The sequence below is a fragment of the Enterocloster citroniae genome, from assembly GCF_040545455.1.
Taxonomy (GTDB): Bacteria; Bacillota; Clostridia; order Lachnospirales; family Lachnospiraceae; genus Enterocloster; species Enterocloster citroniae.
The window spans coordinates 39,360-57,951 of record NZ_JBEPLZ010000012.1 but is presented as its reverse complement, the minus strand read 5'-3'; the positions used below and the strand labels follow the sequence as shown (position 1 = coordinate 57,951).

Here is an 18,592-nt window from a genome sequence, read left to right as displayed (position 1 = left end):
TCTGTCAGTTCTGCCGTCTGTGATCAAGCAGTCCGTTCTTGATACCTCCGCCCCTTACGCTGTCTGCAGCGTCTTTGCCTTGGGGGCGTGCCGCTTTTTCACAGGCTGGGGTTCAGCCGGTTTTTCCTGCTTTAGGTTTTTCTGGGCAGTGGAAAGCATGAGTTTGATACGGTTGAGCTGGTTCACCTCGCTGGCGCCCGGGTCATAGTCCACGGCAATGATATTGGACTGAGGGTAGTGCCGGCGCAGCTCCTTGATCACGCCTTTGCCCACAATATGGTTGGGCAGACAGCCAAAGGGCTGGGTGCAGATGATATTGTTCACACCGCTGTGGATCAGCTCCAGCATCTCTCCTGTGAGGAACCATCCCTCGCCGGTCTGGTTGCCCAGGGACACAAAGCCCTTGGCCATCTCAGCCAGTTCATTGATGGCGGACGGGGGCGTAAAATGCATGCTGGCTTTCAGCTCTTTCTTAGCTGTCCTGCGGAAATACTCCAGCAGGGAGATACCGGCATTGCACAGCCTTGCGGTAGATTTCTTGGTGCCCAGGTGCTCTGCCTTAAAGTTGCTGTTATAGAAACTGTATAATAGGAAATCCATCAGGTCGGGCATCACTGCCTCAGCCCCCTCGGACTCCAGAAGCTCCACAATGTGGTTGTTGGCAAGAGGGGAGAACTTTACAAGGATCTCACCCACAATACCCACCTTGGGTTTTCTCACATCACGTCTTGGCAGATTGTCAAAATCCCGGACAATTCCCCGGATGTTGCGGCCGAATTCCATCATGGCGGCGTTCCGTTTGGACAGAGACTGGATACAACGGACCTTCCACTTTTCGTGAAGGGCGTTGGCGCTGCCCGGTTCCGCCTCATAGGGCCGTGTGGCGTAAAGCACACGCATGAAGATATCGCCGTACACAATGGCCTGCATGGCCTTTGTGAGCAGAGGGACTGTAAATGTAAAGCCGGGGTTGGTCTCCATGCCGTTGGCATTCACGGAGACAACGGGGATCTGAGGCATACCGGCCTTTTCCAGGGCGCGGCGGATGAATCCCACATAGTTGGATGCGCGGCAGCCGCCGCCTGTCTGGCTCATAAGCACGGCGGTGTGGTCCAGGTCGTATTTCCCCGACAGCAGGGCGTCCATGATCTGTCCGATGACGATCAGGGACGGATAGCAGGCATCGTTGTTCACATACTGGAGCCCCACATCCACCGCGCTGCGGTTATGGTTTTGCAGTACCTCGATCTTATAGCCAAAGGAGCGGATAGCCGGTTCCAGAAGGTCAAAATGGATGGGCGACATCTGGGGGCAGAGAAGGGTATATGTCTTCTTCATCTCCTTGGTAAAATACACACGGTTGTAAGCGCTGGACACCACCTTGCGCTCATAGTGCTTCTGGTCGCGGACCTTTAAGGCGGCGATCAGGGAGCGGATCCGGATCCTGGCAGCGCCCAGGTTGTTCACCTCATCGATCTTCAGCACGGTGTAGATCTTGCCGGAGCGTGTCAGTATCTCGGCAACCTGGTCCGTGGTCACTGCGTCCAGTCCGCATCCAAAGGAGTTGAGTTGTATGAGATCCAGGTTTTCCTGGGTCTTTACAAAGCTGGCCGCCGCATAGAGGCGCGTGTGGTACATCCACTGGTCCGTCACCACCAGGGGCCGTTCCACCTGACCCAGATGGGAGATGGAGTCCTCTGTGAGTACCGCGAACCCATAGGACGTGATCAGTTCCGGGATCCCGTGGTGGATCTCAGGATCCACATGGTAAGGCCGGCCAGCCAGCACCACTGCCCGCTTTCCTGTCTCCTTCAGCCATGCAAGGGTTTCCTCACCCTTTTTCTCCATGTCCAGGCGGGATGCAAGAAGTTCCTGCCAGGCCGCGTGGGCAGCCATCCTGATCTCAGCAGCGGGGATCTCCCCCCGTTTTGTGAATTCCTTTACCAGGGCATCGGTGAGCACCTGCTCATTGGTAAATGCCATAAAGGGATTGACAAAGGAAACATGCTCCTCCTCCAGTGCCTCCACATTGTTTTTGATATTCTCAGCATAGGAGGTGACCATGGGGCAGTTGTAGTGGTTGCCTGCATCCGGGCTTTCATTGCGCTCATATGGAATGCATGGATAAAATATAAACTTGATCCCCTGTTTGATCAGCCAGGATATGTGGCCGTGCACCAGCTTGGCGGGATAACACTCGGACTCGCTGGGAATGGATTCAATCCCCAGTTCATAGAGCTGTCTGGTGGACTGGGGGGAAAGCACCACATGGTAGCGCAGCTTCTGGAAAAATACGGCCCAGAAGGGGAAATTCTCATACATGTTGAGGACACGCGGGATCCCCACCGTGCCGCGGTCCGCCTGGTCTAAGGGCAGGGGATCGTAATCAAACATGCGGTGGTATTTATAATCGAAGAGATTGGGAATCTCTTTTTTGGCCTTCTCAAGCCCCAGCCCGCGTTCACACCGGTTCCCGGAAATGAAACGGCGGCCGCTGCCAAACTGGTTAATGGTCAGTACACAATGGTTGTTGCAGCCCTTGCACCTGGTCATGGAGGTGGTATATTTCAGGGAAATGATCTTATCCAGAGGGAGCATGGAAGTGGCTTCCTCACCGTTCATGTGGAAGCGCTCCTTTGCGATCAGGGCAGCGCCGAATGCGCCCATTATGCCCGCAATGTCAGGGCGGACCGCCTCACACCCGGATATTTTCTCAAAGCTTCTGAGCACCGCGTCATTATAAAAGGTGCCGCCCTGGACCACCACATGGTTTCCCAGGTCAGAGGCATTGGTGATCTTTATAACCTTAAACAGGGCGTTCTTGATAACGGAGTAAGCCAGGCCCGCGGAGATATCCGCCACCGTGGCCCCTTCCTTCTGGGCCTGTTTTACGTTGGAGTTCATGAACACGGTGCAGCGCGTGCCCAGGTCCGTGGGGTTCTTTGCAAACAAGGCTTCCTTTGCAAAATCCTCCACACTGTAGTTCAGGCTCTTTGCAAAGGTCTCAATAAAGGAGCCGCAGCCGGAGGAGCACGCCTCGTTCAGCTGTACACTGTCCACTGTGCCGTCCTTAATCTTGATACACTTCATGTCCTGACCGCCGATATCCAGGATACAGTCCACATCCGGCTCAAAGAACGCGGCGGCATAGTAGTGGGAGATGGTCTCCACCTCCCCCTCATCCAGCATCAGGGCTGCCTTTAACAGGGCCTCCCCATATCCTGTGGAGCAGGAGTAGGCAATATGGGCCGTATCAGGGAGCAGGCCACGTATCTCGCTCAGGGCGTGGATCGCGGTTGCCAGGGGGCTTCCGTTATTATTATCGTAGAAACGGTACAAAAGGGTTCCGTCCTCGGCCACCACAGCCACCTTGGTGGTGGTGGAGCCTGCGTCAATGCCCAGATAGCAGTTCCCTTCATAGGATGCCAGGTCGCCGGACTTTACATGGTTGCAGGCATGGCGGCAGGAGAATTCTTCATAGTCGGCCTGATCCTTAAACAGGGGCTCCATGCGCTTTACCTCAATATCCATCTGGATGCCTGAGGACAGGCGTTGGATGATGGTATCAAGGGCCACAGGGACCTGATCTTCCTGAGGGTTCATGGCAGCTCCCACTGCCGCAAACAGATGGGAGTGGTCCGGTGCGATGATCTGCTCCGGGGTCAGGCGCAGGGTGCGGATAAAACTTTCCCTCAGCTGGGGAAGGAAGTGGAGCGGGCCTCCTAAAAAGGCTACGTTCCCCCTGATGGGTTTGCCGCAGGCCAGACCGCTGATGGTCTGGTTTACAACTGCCTGGAAAATGGAAGCCGCCAGGTCCTCCCTGGTGGCCCCCTCATTGATCAGGGGCTGTATATCGGATTTGGCAAATACGCCGCACCGGGCCGCAATTGGATAGATGGCCTTGTAGTGCTTGGCGTATTGATCCAGGCCCGCGGCGTCTGTCTGGAGCAGGGATGCCATCTGGTCAATAAAAGAACCGGTGCCTCCTGCACAGATTCCGTTCATCCGCTGGTCGATCCCATTGGTAAAATATATAATTTTTGCATCTTCCCCGCCAAGCTCAATGGCTACGTCCGTGTGAGGCGCGTAGTCCTGAAGGGCGGAGGCCACAGCCACCACTTCCTGGACAAAGGGAACATCCAGATGGGATGACAGCGTAAGGCCGCCGGAGCCGGTAATGACGGGGACAACGTCCGTGGGGCCGGTTACCCTGCATGCTTTTTTCAGAAGTTCTGCCAGAGTTTCCTGTATATTGGCATAATGGCGCTCATAATCGGAGAATACTATATGGTAGTTCTGATCCAGTAATGCTATTTTAACGGTTGTGGAACCAATGTCGATTCCAAGTGTAAGGGTAGTTGTATGTAAGCTCATATACGTGGGGTTTTACCCTAACCTCCTTTGTGACTTACAGCCCAGAGGACCGTGAAGTTGTTTTGCGTTCATCATATTACAGTTTTATGGAAAAAACTGTGATTTATGCAACAATCCGCAGACGAGGCTGCGAATACTCACCATAGAGTTTAGCATAAATTAGGAAGGAATACAATTGGGGACAGGCGTTAAAAAATCGTGAAGAAATGGCAAAAATTGTGCATGATTCTAGTAAAATTATTTTGTTTATAAAAAATGGCAGGCTATTTTATTTGACAAACCGCGGGGCAGTCACTATAATGAGAACGTATAATTTCAAAATGGGGGAGAGTTCGCATGATACGGATTTTTAAGACCGAAGACGGTGCTATGCACGAAAAAGAAGAGATGCAGCCTGGCTGCTGGATTGCGTTAACAAACCCTACAGCCTCTGAGATCATTGACATTGCGGATGCATATCAGATTGACCCGGACCACTTAAAGGCGCCTCTGGATGAGGAGGAACGCTCGCGTATTGAGGTGGAGGATGATTACACCCTGGTTCTGGTGGATATCCCGTCCATTGAGGAGCGCAGCGGCAAGGACTGGTTTGTGACCATTCCTTTGGCTATTATTACCACCAACGAGGTGCTGATTACTGTCTGCCTGGAGGAGACACCGGTGCTCACGTCATTTATGGACGGAAGGGTGAGGGATTTCCACACCTTTATGAAGACCAGGTTTATCCTGCAGATCCTTTATAAAAACGCTACCCAATACCTGCAGTACCTCCGGATCATAGACAAAAAGAGTGAGGTCATAGAGCGCAAGCTCCACCAGTCCCAGAAGAACGAGGAGCTGATCGAGCTTTTGGAGCTGGAGAAGTCCCTGGTATATTTTACCACCTCCCTGCGTTCCAATGAGGTGGTGCTGGAAAAACTTCTCAGAACTGAGAAGATCAAGAAGTATCCTGAGGACACGGATCTGCTGGAAGACGTTATCGTGGAAAACAAACAGGCCATTGAGATGGCCAATATCTATAGCGGTATCCTCAGCGGAACCATGGATGCGTTTGCCTCTGTTATTTCCAACAACCTGAATATTGTGATGAAGTTTCTGGCAACCGTGACCATTGTCATGTCCATCCCCACCATGGTGGCCAGCTTCTACGGTATGAATGTCAATTCCAGAGGCATGCCCTTTGCGACCCATCCATACGGATTCGTCATTGTCCTGGGATTTGCCCTGGCTCTGTCACTGCTGGTAGCTTATATTTTTAATAAGAAGGATTTGTTCTGATATCATAAAGAAGGAGTCGTTAATGAAATTTCTAAAGAAGCTTGAACAGAAATTAAGCAGGTATGCCATTGGAGGCATCATCAACTATGTGTGCGCGCTCCAGGCGCTGGGTATTGTGCTGTACCTGATTGCACCGCAGTTTCTGTTTAATTACCTGACGCTGAACCCTGCGGCCATTATGCAGGGACAAATATGGAGAATTTTTACATTTCTTGTGTTCCCACCTGCATTTACCGGGGGCAGTACCATGGGATTTATCCTGTTTAATGCCCTGGCCCTTTACTGTATCCGTACCTTCGGCATGATCGTAGAGCAGGTGTGGGGAAAGTTCCGTTTTAACTGCTATATCATACTGGGCGTGCTGCTGAACGTGATCGCCTCCCTGGTGGTGTACCTGCTTTCTGGTTTCCCGCTGATGCTCACACCCATCCACCTGGTATACTCCTTCTTCTTTGTGTTTGCCCTTATGTTCCCGGAGTCCCAGATCCTTCTGATGATGGTCCTGCCCCTGAAGGCCAAATGGATCGCCGTGGCAGAGGCCGTGATCTATGTGTACGATTTTTACAAGGGCGGCATTTTCACAAAGGTGGAGATCTTTGTATGTATCCTGCACATGTTCATCTTCTTTGGATGGATGGTGGTGGCAGGTGAAACAAGCTATAAGCAGAAGAAACGCCAGAAAGAGTTCCAGAAAAAGATCAAGCCCATGACAGCTGCCAAGACAGGTCATAAGTGCGCGGTATGCGGACGTACGGACAAGGACAGCCCGGGCATGGAGTTCCGCTATTGTTCAAAATGTGAAGGCAGCTATGAGTACTGCATGGATCATTTATATACACATCAGCACGTGAAAAAATCGGATCCCCCCAGCTAACGGACCACAGGCACCCACTGCGGACCTCCGTTATACCCCACTATCTATTCCGGTATTTTCACCATCTTTCAAATAGGATGCATTAAATATCACGAACCAAATATCACGAACAAGGTATCACGAACCAAATATCACACTGTACGAAGTTTATGGAGGACTGACAATGAAGAAAACCAAGATTATCTGTACCATGGGCCCCAATACCAGCGACAAGAACATAATGATGGAACTTGCAAAAAACGGCATGGATGTGGCGCGTTTTAACTTTTCCCACGGGGATTATGAGGAGCATCAGGGACGCCTGGAGCTGTTAAAGGATGTGCGCAAGGAGCTGGATATTCCGGTTGCAGCGCTTTTGGATACAAAAGGACCGGAGATCCGCACCGGCCAGCTGAAGGACGGAAAAAAGGTAACGCTGAAGGAAGGCCAGACCTATACCCTGACCACCCGTGAAGTGACGGGAGATGATACCATCGGTTACATCAACTACAGCGGGCTTAATTCCGATGTGGCTCCCGGCAACAAGATCCTGATTGACGATGGCCTGATTGAGATGGACGTGGTGGAGGTTAAGGACACCGACATCATCTGTACGGTTGTCAACGGCGGAGAGCTGGGAGAGAAGAAGGGCGTGAATGTGCCCAATGTAAAGATCAAGCTTCCGGCCCTGACAGACAAGGATAAGGAGGATATCCGCTTTGGCATCAAGCATGGCTTTGACTTTATTGCGGCTTCCTTTGTCCGTACCGCGGATTGTATCCGGGAGATTAAGGAAATGCTGGAGGAACAGGGTTCCAGCATGAAGGTTATTGCGAAGATTGAGAACGCGGAGGGGATCGAGAACCTGGACGCCATTATTGAGGCGGCTGACGGTATCATGGTGGCCCGAGGCGATATGGGCGTGGAGATCCCGGCTGAGAAGGTACCCCATATCCAGAAGAAGATCATCCGCAAGTGCAATGAGGCATGTAAGATCGTTATCACCGCCACCCAGATGCTGGACTCCATGATCCGCAATCCAAGGCCTACCAGGGCTGAGGTGACGGATGTGGCCAATGCGGTATATGACGGCACCGATGCGGTAATGCTCTCCGGAGAGACAGCCATGGGCAGGTATCCCATCGAGGCGCTGAAGATGATGGTTTCCATCACCCAGGAGACAGAGTCCCATCTGGACTATGCGGGATACCGCCAGAGAAAGGTCACAGAGCAGAACATGAAGAATGTTTCCAATGCCGTGTGCTTTGCCTCTGTGTCCACTGCCCATGACCTGGAAGCGGATGTGATCATTGCTCCCAGCATTACAGGATTTACCACTCAGATGCTTTCCAAATGGAGACCCGGGGCAAGGATCATCGGCATGTCTCCAAGCATGGCAACCGTGCGCCAGATGCAGCTGCAGTGGGGCGTTGTCCCGGTATGGTCACGCCGGGCGGAGTCAACGGACGAACTGATCGAGAGCTCCGTGGAAGAGCTTAAAAACAGAGGTTTTGTGACGGTTGGGGAACTGGCGGTCATCACCGCAGGTGTGGTGACATACGCAAGAAGGCATGAGGCAGCCACACAGACCAATATTATGAGAGTTATTAATATCGAGTAATCAAATAATACTGGACAAAGGAGTCTGACTGGGGGTACAATAATGCGCAAGGATTATTGTGCTTCCTGACAGACTTTTTGCGTTTTACTGTTCTTTAAGAGAAAGGAGTTAGAGTAGTGGAGAAGAGACCATTTGCAACACTTGAACAGCTGAGAGAGATTGAAAAAACATACCCAACCCCCTTCTATCTTTATGATGAAAAGGGAATCAGGGAGAACGCGGCTAAATTAAAACAGGCATTTTCATGGAACAAGGGATATAAGGAGTACTTTGCAGTAAAGGCAACCCCCAATCCATTTTTACTGAATATTTTAAAGGACATGGGATGCGGCACGGACTGCTCGTCCATGACCGAACTTATGATGTCAAAGGCCTGCGGGTTTACAGGCCATGATATCATGTTTTCATCCAATGATACACCTCCTGAGGAGTTTGCCTATGCTCAGAAGATGGGAGCCATCATAAACCTGGACGATATCACCCATATTGAATGCCTGGAGCAGACCTTGGGATATATACCGGAAACCATCAGCTGCCGCTACAATCCGGGCGGGGTCTTTAAGGTGAGCAATGACATTATGGACAATCCCGGGGATTCCAAGTACGGAATGACCAGGGATCAGATGTTCCAGGCATTTAAGACCCTTAAGGCAAAGGGGGCAAAGCATTTCGGCATTCATGCCTTTTTGGCCAGCAATACGGTGACCAATGAGTATTACCCCATGCTGGCAAAGATCCTCTTTGAGCTGGCAGTGGATCTGAAAGAGGAGACAGGGGCGCATGTATCATTTATAAACCTTTCCGGAGGCATCGGCATTCCTTACCGTCCGGACCAGGAGCCCAACGACATCCTGGCCATTGGTGACGGGGTGAGGAAGGTCTATGAGGAGGTTCTGGTACAGGCAGGCATGGATGATGTGGCAGTGTGCACGGAGCTGGGACGCTTTATGATGGGTCCGTACGGCGCTCTGGTCACCAAGGCCATACACGAAAAGCATACCCACAAGGAGTACGTGGGCGTGGACGCCTGCGCGGTCAATCTTATGCGGCCTGCCATGTATGGTGCATATCACCATATTACGGTCATGGGCAAAGAGGAAGCTCCCTGTGACCACGTGTATGATGTGGTGGGATCCCTGTGTGAGAACAATGACAAGTTTGCCATTGACCGCAGCCTTCCGGAGATTGAGAAGGGCGACCTGCTGTTTATCCATGACGCGGGCGCCCATGGATTTGCCATGGGGTATAATTACAACGGCAAATTAAAGTCGGCCGAGCTGCTGCTAAAAGAGGACGGTTCCGTGGAAATGATCCGCCGTGCGGAAACTCCCGAAGATTACTTTGCTACCTTTGATTTTTGTGATATACTGAAATGTGTTGATTGACGGATAAATACTTAATGTCCCTGGCGGGCCGCAAACATGCGGCCTGCCGGGGCTTTTTGGCAGTTTCGTACAGGTATCCGTATCATTTTTCGTTAAGCGGCATCAGAGGGTGCTGGTACGGGAAAAATAGTGTACTCTCGGAGTCTCCTAGAGTACACAATAAGGAAAAGGAGAAAAGGATTATGGCTAAGATCGGCTTTATTGGAATGGGAAATATGGGAAGCGCCATTTTAAACGGGCTTCTCAAGGTATATCAGCCCGGGGATATGATTTTTACAGCCGCACACAGGGAAAAGATGGAGAAGGTTACGGCTGAGACAAAGGTAAAGCATGCCTCATCCAACCGGGAGTGTGCCGGGCAGGTAAAATACCTGATCCTGGCCGTGAAACCCCAGTATTTTGACATTGTATTTGAGGAGATCAGGGATGTGGTGGGACCGGAGCAGGTGATCATTTCTCTGGCTCCCGGGATTTCCATAGAAAATATCAGGACCAGGCTGGGAGGCGGCGTGAGGGTGGTCCGGGCCATGCCCAACACTCCCGCCATGCTGGGCGAGGGGATGACAGGGGTGGCATATGAGGCAGCCGCCTATGATGAGGAGGAGAAGCGGGAGATCGGGCTTATCTTTTCTTCCTGCGGCCGCATGGAGCTGGTGGAGGAACGGCTGATGGACGCGGTGGGCTGTGTCAGCGGAAGTTCCCCTGCGTTTGTGTATATGTTTATCGAAGCCCTGGCCGACAGCGGAGTAAAGTACGGGCTTCCCAGAAAGACCGCCTATGCCATGGCTGCACAGACCGTGATGGGAAGCGCAAAGATGGTGCTGGAAACAGGAAGGCATCCAGGCCAGTTAAAGGATGAGGTGTGTTCACCGGGAGGCACCACCATTGCTGGGGTTTCCGCCCTGGAGGAACATGGGTTCAGAAGTTCTGTGATCCAGGCGGCGGATGCCTGCTATGACAAGACCCAGAGGATGAAATAGGATTTAAAACAGTATGGACAAATAAAAATCAGGAAAGGGTTAAGAAAGATGGAACGCAAAGTTGAAAATGAGGGAATGCCGGTGGTGCGCCTGGGCAGGGAACTGAAATATGAGGGCAATATCCTGAAAATGTATGAGGATACGGTCCTTGCCAATGGCCATGAGGCAAAGTGGGATTTCATCCACCATGACGGCGCTGCCGCAGTGCTGCCTGTTGCAGATGACGGAAAGATACTGATGGTGCGCCAGTACAGGAATGCGCTGAACCGCTTTACCCTGGAGATACCAGCGGGAAAGCTGGATGCCCCGGATGAGCCAAAGGTGGAGTGCGCCTTCAGGGAGCTGGAGGAGGAGACAGGATTTAGGGTGGAGTCCAAAGAAAAGCTGGAGTATCTTATGAGCCTTACCACCACGGTGGCATTCTGCGATGAGGCCATTGATATTTTTGTGGCCCACAACCTGATCCCATCCCATCAGCACCTGGACGAGGATGAGGTGATCAATGTGGTTCCCTGTGAACTGGCGGAGCTGGAGGAAATGATCTATACAGGAAAGATTACGGACGGGAAAACCATAGCCGCTGTCATGGCCTATGCCAGAAAGTACCGCTCCGTGGATAAGAAGGACGACATGGTGTAAGAGGACATGGCATATTGTCCCATTTACCCGCATACATTAATTTGAACATGAAAGAAAACACACTCCGGAAGGGAGGATGTATGCTGTGGGGATGAGACGGTTGAGACTGAGTCTTGCAACACTTACATACCAGGACTGGCTTCTGTTCTGCTTTGTCCTGGGGATTTTTGGCGGGACGGCGGCAGCTCTGGCATTTGGCGGGCCGGTGGTTCAGGGAAGCATCCTTGGGGCGGCCGGAGCGGCTGGTATAGGGGGAGAATACGGCTTAAAGGAGTTTCTGGGAGTGTGGAAGCAGAGGGCCTTTGAGACAGGGGCAGGGTGGCTGGCAGGGCTTACGGTGTGCAGCCAGATGCTGTTTGGCTTTCTCACCTTTTACGCGGGCATGTCCCTGGCCGTTGTGATGTCCGTGCTCACCATGCAAAAGGGAATTTTGGGAATTGCAGCCTTCCTTTTTGCCGTGCTTCCCCATGGACTGGTCTACCTTATGATCTGGTATGTGCTTTCCGGATGGTCCGGACAGTTTCAGAAAAAACTGCATATCCTGCCTGGAATGCTTTTGGTCGCCATGGCCGGTGCGGGGGCATTTCTGGAAGTGTACATATCGCCTTTACTGACAGGACTATTATAAAATGCTTTTATTTGCTTTTGGATCAACTTTATTTGCCGGCCTTACGGCGGTTTTATCAAAAATCGGGGTCAGGGACACGGATTCGGATGTGGCTACGGCGATCCGGACCGGGGTTGTATTATTATTTTCATGGATCATGGTGTTTCTTACAGGATCCATTGAAACCATAGGTTTGATCAGTGCCAGGACATGTTTGTTCCTGGTGCTTTCCGGCCTTGCCACAGGGGCGTCCTGGCTGCTCTATTTTCAGGCCCTGTACCTGGGGGATGTGAATAAGGTGGCACCCATTGATAAGTCCAGTACCATCATCACCATGATCCTGGCAGCTGTGATCTTAGGTGAGGGACTGGGGGCCATGAAGCTTTTCTGCATGGTGTTAATGGGTACGGGAACCATGCTTATGATCCGGCGGACTCCCGGGGTTACTGAGGGACGGGGAGGAAAGGGCTGGATGGCGGCAGCCCTCATGTCAGCTGTATTTGCAAGCCTGACAGCTATATTAGGAAAAATCGGGATCCAGCGGCTGTTCCTGGGAGAAAAGCTGACTGTGAAGTCCGCTGCAGGCCTGGCGCTGATGATTGCGGGGACCTTGCTTTTACTGGTTTAAAGGAGGAACTGAGAGGAAATACATATGAAGGGTGGAAAATTTGGACATGCATATCTGAAACGTCTGTTTCTTGCGTTTTATATTCCCTTTGCCGTGAATATTCCCCTGTCTGCCTATGCATGGTATAAGGGAGTGTGGCCGGGCACAGAGGAAATGGGCGGCCTGCCCAGAAACGCGGCGCTGATCGTTATCCCGGGAATTTCCTGGGTGATCTGGATGGCCTATCAGATACTGCCCAGGAAAAAGGACGTCTTTGCATCCTGGCGCATTACGGTCATGGAGGGGGGCAGAAGCCTGTGCTATGCTGCTCTCTACGGTTTCTGCGCCCAGTCTGTGATCTTTTTAAAATTGTACCCTGGGCTTATGGACAGACTGGGGGACAGCCGGGTCCTGTGGATTAACGGCATTTACGCGGTCGTGATGCTATTTATCCTTCTCTGGAACGGTATACTGCGCATGTTCCTCACCTCCAAACGCCTGAGGCTCAGGACCAGAATCCTTATGCTGCTGGCCATGTGGATACCGGCGGTAAACCTGCTGGTGCTGCTCCACGCCATGAGGCTGGTTCATGAGGAATATGATTTTGAGTGCTATAAGGAGTCGGTCCGCCGGGTGAGGGCGGAATCGGATCTGTGCAGCACAAAATACCCCCTTCTTCTGGTCCATGGAGTTGGATTCAGGGATCTCAGGTATTTCAATTACTGGGGAAGGATCCCAAGGGAACTTGCAAGGTATGGGGCATCGGTGTACTACGGCAACCAGGAGGCGTTTGCCACAGTGGCCTGGAATGCAGGGGATATCCGAAAAAAGATAGAGCAGATCGTGGAGGAGACAGGCTGCGGCAAGGTCAATATCATTGCTCATTCAAAGGGCGGGCTGGATTCCCGGTTCGCCATCTCAAAGCTGGGGGCAGCGCCTATGGTGGCGTCCCTGACCACCATCAATACGCCTCACAGGGGATGCCGCTTTGTGGATTATGCATGCAGGCTTCCGGAGGGCCTGTACAGGACCATAGCCAGGGGTTTTGATTACTGGTTCGGCCGGTTCGGGGACTCCCATCCCGATTTCTACACGGCTACCCACCAGTTTAGCACGGAGTCCAGCCGTGTGTTTAATGAGGATGTACCGGATATGCCCGGTATCTATTATCAGAGCTATACTTCGCTGATGAAGGATTTCCTCAGCGACCCGCTTTTGTGGTTCCCCTATCTGCTCATCCAGGCAGTGGACGGGGCCAATGACGGCCTGGTGACCCCGGAGTCGGCCATGTGGGGGATTTCAGGGGGATTGTCACCAACCAAAAGCACAGGGGCATTTCCCATGGCGATATGATTGATCTGAAGCGTGAGGATTACAGGGGATTTGATGTGGTGGAGTTCTATGTGAAATTGGTGGAAGAGCTGAAAAACAGGGGATTTTAGGCCCCTGGACCACTTGTTGAGGAAAAAAGTTTTTTTGGGATTTTACAACATGTTGTCACGCCAAAATTCCCCCTTCCAACATGTAGTATGTTTTATGTTAAGTAACGTAAAATGAGGGCCTAAGTGGGAAAAATGTGTTTGATTTTATAGGAAAATGTGGCTATAATGATAGTCAGCAAACGGTTTTTAAGAGATTTTTGTGAGAAATGGGCAGGGGTAATAAAAAGAGATGACATCTGAGATAAAGAGTTTTGTGAACTACCTTCGGGATGTGAGGAAAACTTCCAGGAATACAGAAATATCCTATCAGCGGGACCTGATGCAGCTGGCCGCGTACTTGGAGGATAAGGGGATAACAGAGGTTGCCAAGGTGACCAGGACCAGCCTGAATTCTTATATCCTTTTTTTGGAAAAAGAGGGCAAGGCCACCACGACTATATCAAGGGAACTGGCCTCTATCAAGGCTTTTTTCAGTTATCTGTTCAGGGAAGGTATGATCCGCCGGGACCCGGCAGAACTTTTAAAGGCTCCTAAGATTGAGAAAAAGACGCCGGTGATACTGAGTGTCAACGAGGTCAATGCATTACTGGAACAGCCGGGGACCGCATCGGCCAAGGAGATACGTGATAAGGCCATGCTGGAGCTGTTGTACGCCACCGGGATCAGGGTATCTGAACTCATCGGACTGGGGCTTAAGGACCTGAACATGCAGGTGGGCTATATCACCTGCCGGGACGGGCAGAAGGAGCGCATGGTGCCCTTTGGAAAGAATGCCAAGCAGGCCATGGCAGTGTATCTGGAGCGGGGAAGGAAGGAACTTTTAAAGGGAAATGAATCCGAGTGGCTCTTTACCAACTGCAGCGGAAAGGCCATGAGCAGGCAGGGCTTTTGGAAGATCATCAAGTACTATGGGGAGAAGGCCGGAATAGAGGCAGACATCACCCCCCACACATTGCGCCATTCCTTTGCGGCCCATCTGATCCGCGGGGGAGCGGATATCCGCGCGGTACAGGCAATGCTGGGCCATTCTGATTCCACCACCACACAGATGTATGCGGCATATTCCGGCAGCACGATGGGGGAGACCTACAGGGCGGCGCTGAGGAGAAAATGATAGAAGGGTAATGATATCAGGGAAATGGTATCAGAAAAAGGGAACTCCTATGGGGTTCCCTTTTTTGCCTACGATCCGGCGATGTGATCCCATACATCTGCCGGGATTTCAGCACCAGACAATAGGAGTGTACCGGTCTGAGGATGGAGGTTCAAAAGAGAGGGAAAGAATAGGATATGACAGCGTACCCTGGCAGAGTGGGAGTTCCGCCAGGGTATTTTACTGCGTTTTTACCACAGAAAAAAGATTAGGGGAACTGTTGGGAATAACAAAAAAATGAAACTTATTGCCTTTGTGGCAATAAGAAGCTAAAAATCCCCCTGCCAGATCCGACATTATGCCATAAAATATGGATTAAATTTGTATACTTTATACTATTTACACAAAAAGTTCTGCTTGCTATAATAAAAACATCTCAATTATGTGGATGGGCGTATGACCTGATTTTAAAAAATAGGAAAATTCGCACATTACTTTTTACCACCAAGAGAAAAAGGAGGAAGAATAATCGATGAAAAAACGTATGGTATGTCTTACACTTGCACTCAGCATGATGATTGGAGGCCTCACCGCATGCGGCTCTGCTGATTCCGGCACAACAGGGGCTTCTGCCGCTCCTGCATCATCCACGGTTTCTGCAGCCAAGGAGGCTGATTCCCAGGACATTGCCTGGCCTGAGGGACCGGTCCAGATCATTGTGGGAGCCAATGCCGGAGGAGGCATTGACACGGCGGCCCGCCTGATCGGAAAGTATATGGAAAAGTATATGGGGCAGTCCTTTGTTGTGACAAACACAACAGGAGGTGCAGGGAGCATAGCGGCCAATGACGTAAAGAATGCAAAGGCGGACGGCTACACATTCCTGGTAGCCCACGAAGCCATCCTCACCAATAAGATCGCAGGAACAACGGACTTTGATTACGATGCTTTTGCGTGTGCGGGTATTCCCTTCCAGGTCTATACCACCTGTCTGCTGAGCAAAAAGTATGCCTCAGTCCCGGAACTGGCGGATGCTGCAAAGGCCAGCCCGGGCACCATCAAGTTCGGAACAGAGCTTGCCACCAATGACACTGCCATTATTGCCATGATGGAAGATAATTTCGGCGTTTCCTTCCAGCTGGTGGACGCGGGAGCGGTATCGGACCAGATCGCATCCATGATGGGGGACCACATTGATTTTATGAAAGCGCCCGTGGGGCTTGCAAAGGATTATGTGGCTTCCGGGGATTTCCACATTCTGGCCTTTTTTAACCAGGAACATAATCCCGATTATCCGGACGTGCCCACCATGAAGGAAGAAGGGGTGGATTTTGTGGTTGACAAGTTTTTCGGCTGTTTCTTTCCAAAGGATACGGATCCGGCCATTATTGAAAAGTTCTCCTCCGCACTGGAGCAGATCTGCCAGGATCCTGATTTCCAAAAGGAAGCCGCGGACGTGATGTATGGAGTGGATTATATTGCTCCTGCCGATATGCCTGCCTACTTTGAAAATTGTAAAACCCGCCTGGTGGAATATCAGGACCTTCTGGAGGAACACTACAGCAAATAACAGTATTGACATCGTATCACAGAAGACGGGGGGATCGCTTTTGAGCGCGCCTGGGCGTTTTTGCGGTCCTTTGGAGTCTCACTGGGAGGGAAAAATGAAGAAATACAAAGATATTATCATGGGAGCCGTGCTGTTTGCGGTGGGGCTGATTTATTTTTTAATGTCGTTTTCCATCAAGCTTACCTATATTGACCAGATCGTGGGTTCGCGGATGTTTCCCCAGATCTGCGGTGTCGTCCTCATGGGACTGTCAATGTCCCTGGCGGTATCAGCCGTGATGCATCTTCGGCAGCCGCGGCCGGAAACAGACAGTGTGGATGCGGAGGAAATGGCTGACCGGGTGATGGGGCGGGACCGCGAAAAGCATGTGCTTGCACCGGCTGTAAAAACGCTTCTGGTCCTGGTCAGCTTTGCCGTGTTCTGCTGGCTGCTGGATAAGATTGGTTTTGCATTTGCGGCCTTTCTTTATCTGTTCAGCCAGATGCTGCTGATCGCCGGACGAAAGCTGAAGGCAAAGGATATTGTATTTTATCTGGTCCTGTCCGCTGTGCTCTCAGCAGGGATTTACTATCTGTTTTACAAAGGATTTTCACTGATGCTGCCCAAGGCAAGCTGGTTCTGAGAGGGAGGAGATTATGGCAAATTATATCATAGGTTTTTCGCAGATTATGAATCCGCTGTGCCTGCTCCTTGGACTTTTGGGCACATTTCTGGGCATCTTTTTCGGAGCCAGCCCGGGTATGACATCCTCCATGGGAATTGCCCTGGCGCTGCCCCTTACCTATAGCATGGGGATCGTCAATGGCATGTCCCTGCTTTTGGGGATTTACATAGGCAGCATTTCCGGGGGCCTGATCACGGCCATCCTCATTAATATACCTGGTACGCCGGCCTCTGTGGCCACCACCTTTGACGGTCATCCCATGGCACTTCGGGGAGAGGGAGGCCGGGCTATCCGCGTGGGCACCCTGTATTCGTTCCTTGGAGGCATGGTCAGCCTGGCGGCGCTGTTTTTGATCTCTCCCATACTGGCCAAGTGGGCGCTTAAATTCAGTTATGAGGAATATTTCTCCATTGCGGTTTTGTCCCTGCTTTTGATCTCCAGCCTTTCAGGCAAATCCATTGTAAAGGGATTGGTCAGCGCACTTATCGGAGTCATGTTCACCACCATAGGAATGGCTCCCGTGGACACGGTGCGGCGATACACCTTTGGGCTGACCAGCCTGGACGGCGGCCTGAAGCTGCTTCCCCTGATGATCGGCATCTATGCAGTGGCCGAAGTGCTGAAGGTGGCTGCAGCCTCCGACCAGGGAGACATGAAGCCCCTGAATTATAAGTCAAAGGGGCTGGGAGTCACATGGAAGGAGTTTAGGGAACAGTTTAAGAATTTTACCGTGTCCTCCCTGCTGGGGGTGGGGATCGGGATCCTTCCAGGTCTGGGGGCAGCCATTTCCAACCTGATCGCTTATTCCGTATCCAAGAAAATGTCCAAGCATCCGGAGCGCTATGGGACGGGCTGTATTGACGGTCTGATCGCATCGGAGACTGCCAACAACGCGGTGTCCGGAGGAGCGCTGATCCCCCTTCTGACCATGGGAATCCCCGGGGACGCAGGCACCACCATGCTGCTGGCCGCCTTTATGCTCAAGGGCATCACGCCGGGTCCGCTGCTTTTTGACACGTATTCCGATGTGATCTATGCAATGTTTGCGATCCTGATCGTGGCAAACATCATGATGCTCCTGATCCAGATCTACGGCCTGCCTGTATTCCTGAAACTGCTTTCCATTCCAAAGAACATATTGCTTCCAGTTGTGATGGTCCTGGCCAGCATTGGGGCATTTGCCATGAACAACCGCATCTTTGACGTATGGTCCATTCTGTTTTTTGCCATTGTGGGATATGGGCTGAGCTGGTTTGAGTTCCCTCCTGCACCCATTGTGCTGGGATTTGTACTGGGCCCCATTATTGAACTTAATTTCCGCAGGGGCATGATGTCCAGCTATGGAACATTTTTTAACTTTTTTACCCGTCCGATCTCCGGAACAGTACTTGTGCTCACTATTTTACTGCTCATCATTCAGATCGTGCGCACGATCCGCACCCGGCAGAAGACGAAAATAAATTCATGAATGGAGTAGTG

At 51.6% G+C, this 18,592-nt stretch carries 13 protein-coding genes and 1 pseudogene; 13 read left to right on the top strand and 1 reads right to left on the bottom strand.

What is annotated here, in order from left to right; translation table 11 throughout:
• Positions 1-54: 54 nt before the first annotated feature.
• A complete protein-coding gene (locus ABID13_RS16375) occupies positions 55-4,374 on the bottom strand; it encodes a 2-hydroxyacyl-CoA dehydratase (RefSeq protein ID WP_048929523.1) in 4,320 nt (1,439 codons plus the stop codon).
• Between the two features lie 336 nt (positions 4,375-4,710).
• Between ABID13_RS16375 and ABID13_RS16370 the strand changes: the two genes are divergently transcribed.
• From ABID13_RS16370 to ABID13_RS16310, 13 genes and pseudogenes are all read left to right on the top strand, one after another.
• On the top strand, positions 4,711-5,652 hold the full coding sequence (locus ABID13_RS16370) for a magnesium transporter CorA family protein (protein WP_007863286.1): 942 nt from the start codon (positions 4,711-4,713) through the stop codon (positions 5,650-5,652).
• 22 nt (positions 5,653-5,674) lie between these two features.
• Positions 5,675-6,526 (top strand): rhomboid family intramembrane serine protease, encoded by an 852-nt coding sequence (locus ABID13_RS16365; protein ID WP_007863284.1) that lies wholly within the window; start codon positions 5,675-5,677, stop codon positions 6,524-6,526.
• Between the two features lie 163 nt (positions 6,527-6,689).
• Positions 6,690-8,126, top strand: a complete 1,437-nt coding sequence (gene pyk, locus ABID13_RS16360; RefSeq protein ID WP_007863283.1) for a pyruvate kinase — start codon at positions 6,690-6,692, stop codon at positions 8,124-8,126.
• Positions 8,127-8,242: 116 nt separating this feature from the next.
• A complete protein-coding gene (locus ABID13_RS16355) occupies positions 8,243-9,511 on the top strand; it encodes a diaminopimelate decarboxylase (protein ID WP_048929522.1) in 1,269 nt (422 codons plus the stop codon).
• 182 nt (positions 9,512-9,693) lie between these two features.
• Entirely contained in the window at positions 9,694-10,491 is a 798-nt protein-coding gene (proC, locus tag ABID13_RS16350) for a pyrroline-5-carboxylate reductase (RefSeq protein ID WP_048929521.1), read from the top strand.
• A 48-nt stretch (positions 10,492-10,539) separates the two neighbouring features.
• Entirely contained in the window at positions 10,540-11,130 is a 591-nt protein-coding gene (locus tag ABID13_RS16345; RefSeq protein WP_007863280.1) for an NUDIX hydrolase, read from the top strand.
• 85 nt (positions 11,131-11,215) lie between these two features.
• A complete protein-coding gene (locus ABID13_RS16340; RefSeq protein ID WP_007863279.1) occupies positions 11,216-11,758 on the top strand; it encodes a hypothetical protein in 543 nt (180 codons plus the stop codon).
• Between the two features lies 1 nt (position 11,759).
• A pseudogene (locus tag ABID13_RS16335) lies at positions 11,760-12,332 on the top strand (EamA family transporter); the annotation flags it as partial.
• 57 nt (positions 12,333-12,389) lie between these two features.
• On the top strand, positions 12,390-13,697 hold the full coding sequence (locus tag ABID13_RS16330; RefSeq protein WP_242849234.1) for an esterase/lipase family protein: 1,308 nt from the start codon (positions 12,390-12,392) through the stop codon (positions 13,695-13,697).
• Positions 13,698-14,015: 318 nt separating this feature from the next.
• Entirely contained in the window at positions 14,016-14,900 is an 885-nt protein-coding gene (gene xerD / locus ABID13_RS16325; protein WP_045091790.1) for a site-specific tyrosine recombinase XerD, read from the top strand.
• A gap of 511 nt (positions 14,901-15,411) precedes the next feature.
• Positions 15,412-16,449 carry a tripartite tricarboxylate transporter substrate binding protein gene (locus tag ABID13_RS16320; RefSeq protein ID WP_007863269.1) on the top strand — a complete coding sequence of 346 codons (1,038 nt, stop codon included), beginning with the start codon at positions 15,412-15,414 and terminating at the stop codon, positions 16,447-16,449.
• A gap of 94 nt (positions 16,450-16,543) precedes the next feature.
• Positions 16,544-17,071 (top strand): tripartite tricarboxylate transporter TctB family protein, encoded by a 528-nt coding sequence (locus ABID13_RS16315; protein ID WP_007863267.1) that lies wholly within the window; start codon positions 16,544-16,546, stop codon positions 17,069-17,071.
• Positions 17,072-17,084: 13 nt separating this feature from the next.
• Positions 17,085-18,581, top strand: coding sequence for a tripartite tricarboxylate transporter permease (locus ABID13_RS16310; RefSeq protein ID WP_007863265.1), 1,497 nt, complete (start codon positions 17,085-17,087; stop codon positions 18,579-18,581).
• Positions 18,582-18,592 lie beyond the last annotated feature (11 nt).

Coding starts and splice junctions, on each gene's coding strand:
- ABID13_RS16375 (WP_048929523.1), bottom strand. CDS start 4,374: ATGAGCTTACATACAACTACCCTTACACTTGGAATCGACATTGGTTCC.
- ABID13_RS16370 (WP_007863286.1), top strand. CDS start 4,711: ATGATACGGATTTTTAAGACCGAAGACGGTGCTATGCACGAAAAAGAA.
- ABID13_RS16365 (WP_007863284.1), top strand. CDS start 5,675: ATGAAATTTCTAAAGAAGCTTGAACAGAAATTAAGCAGGTATGCCATT.
- pyk (WP_007863283.1), top strand. CDS start 6,690: ATGAAGAAAACCAAGATTATCTGTACCATGGGCCCCAATACCAGCGAC.
- proC (WP_048929521.1), top strand. CDS start 9,694: ATGGCTAAGATCGGCTTTATTGGAATGGGAAATATGGGAAGCGCCATT.
- ABID13_RS16345 (WP_007863280.1), top strand. CDS start 10,540: ATGGAACGCAAAGTTGAAAATGAGGGAATGCCGGTGGTGCGCCTGGGC.
- ABID13_RS16330 (WP_242849234.1), top strand. CDS start 12,390: ATGAAGGGTGGAAAATTTGGACATGCATATCTGAAACGTCTGTTTCTT.
- xerD (WP_045091790.1), top strand. CDS start 14,016: ATGACATCTGAGATAAAGAGTTTTGTGAACTACCTTCGGGATGTGAGG.
- ABID13_RS16320 (WP_007863269.1), top strand. CDS start 15,412: ATGAAAAAACGTATGGTATGTCTTACACTTGCACTCAGCATGATGATT.
- ABID13_RS16315 (WP_007863267.1), top strand. CDS start 16,544: ATGAAGAAATACAAAGATATTATCATGGGAGCCGTGCTGTTTGCGGTG.
- ABID13_RS16310 (WP_007863265.1), top strand. CDS start 17,085: ATGGCAAATTATATCATAGGTTTTTCGCAGATTATGAATCCGCTGTGC.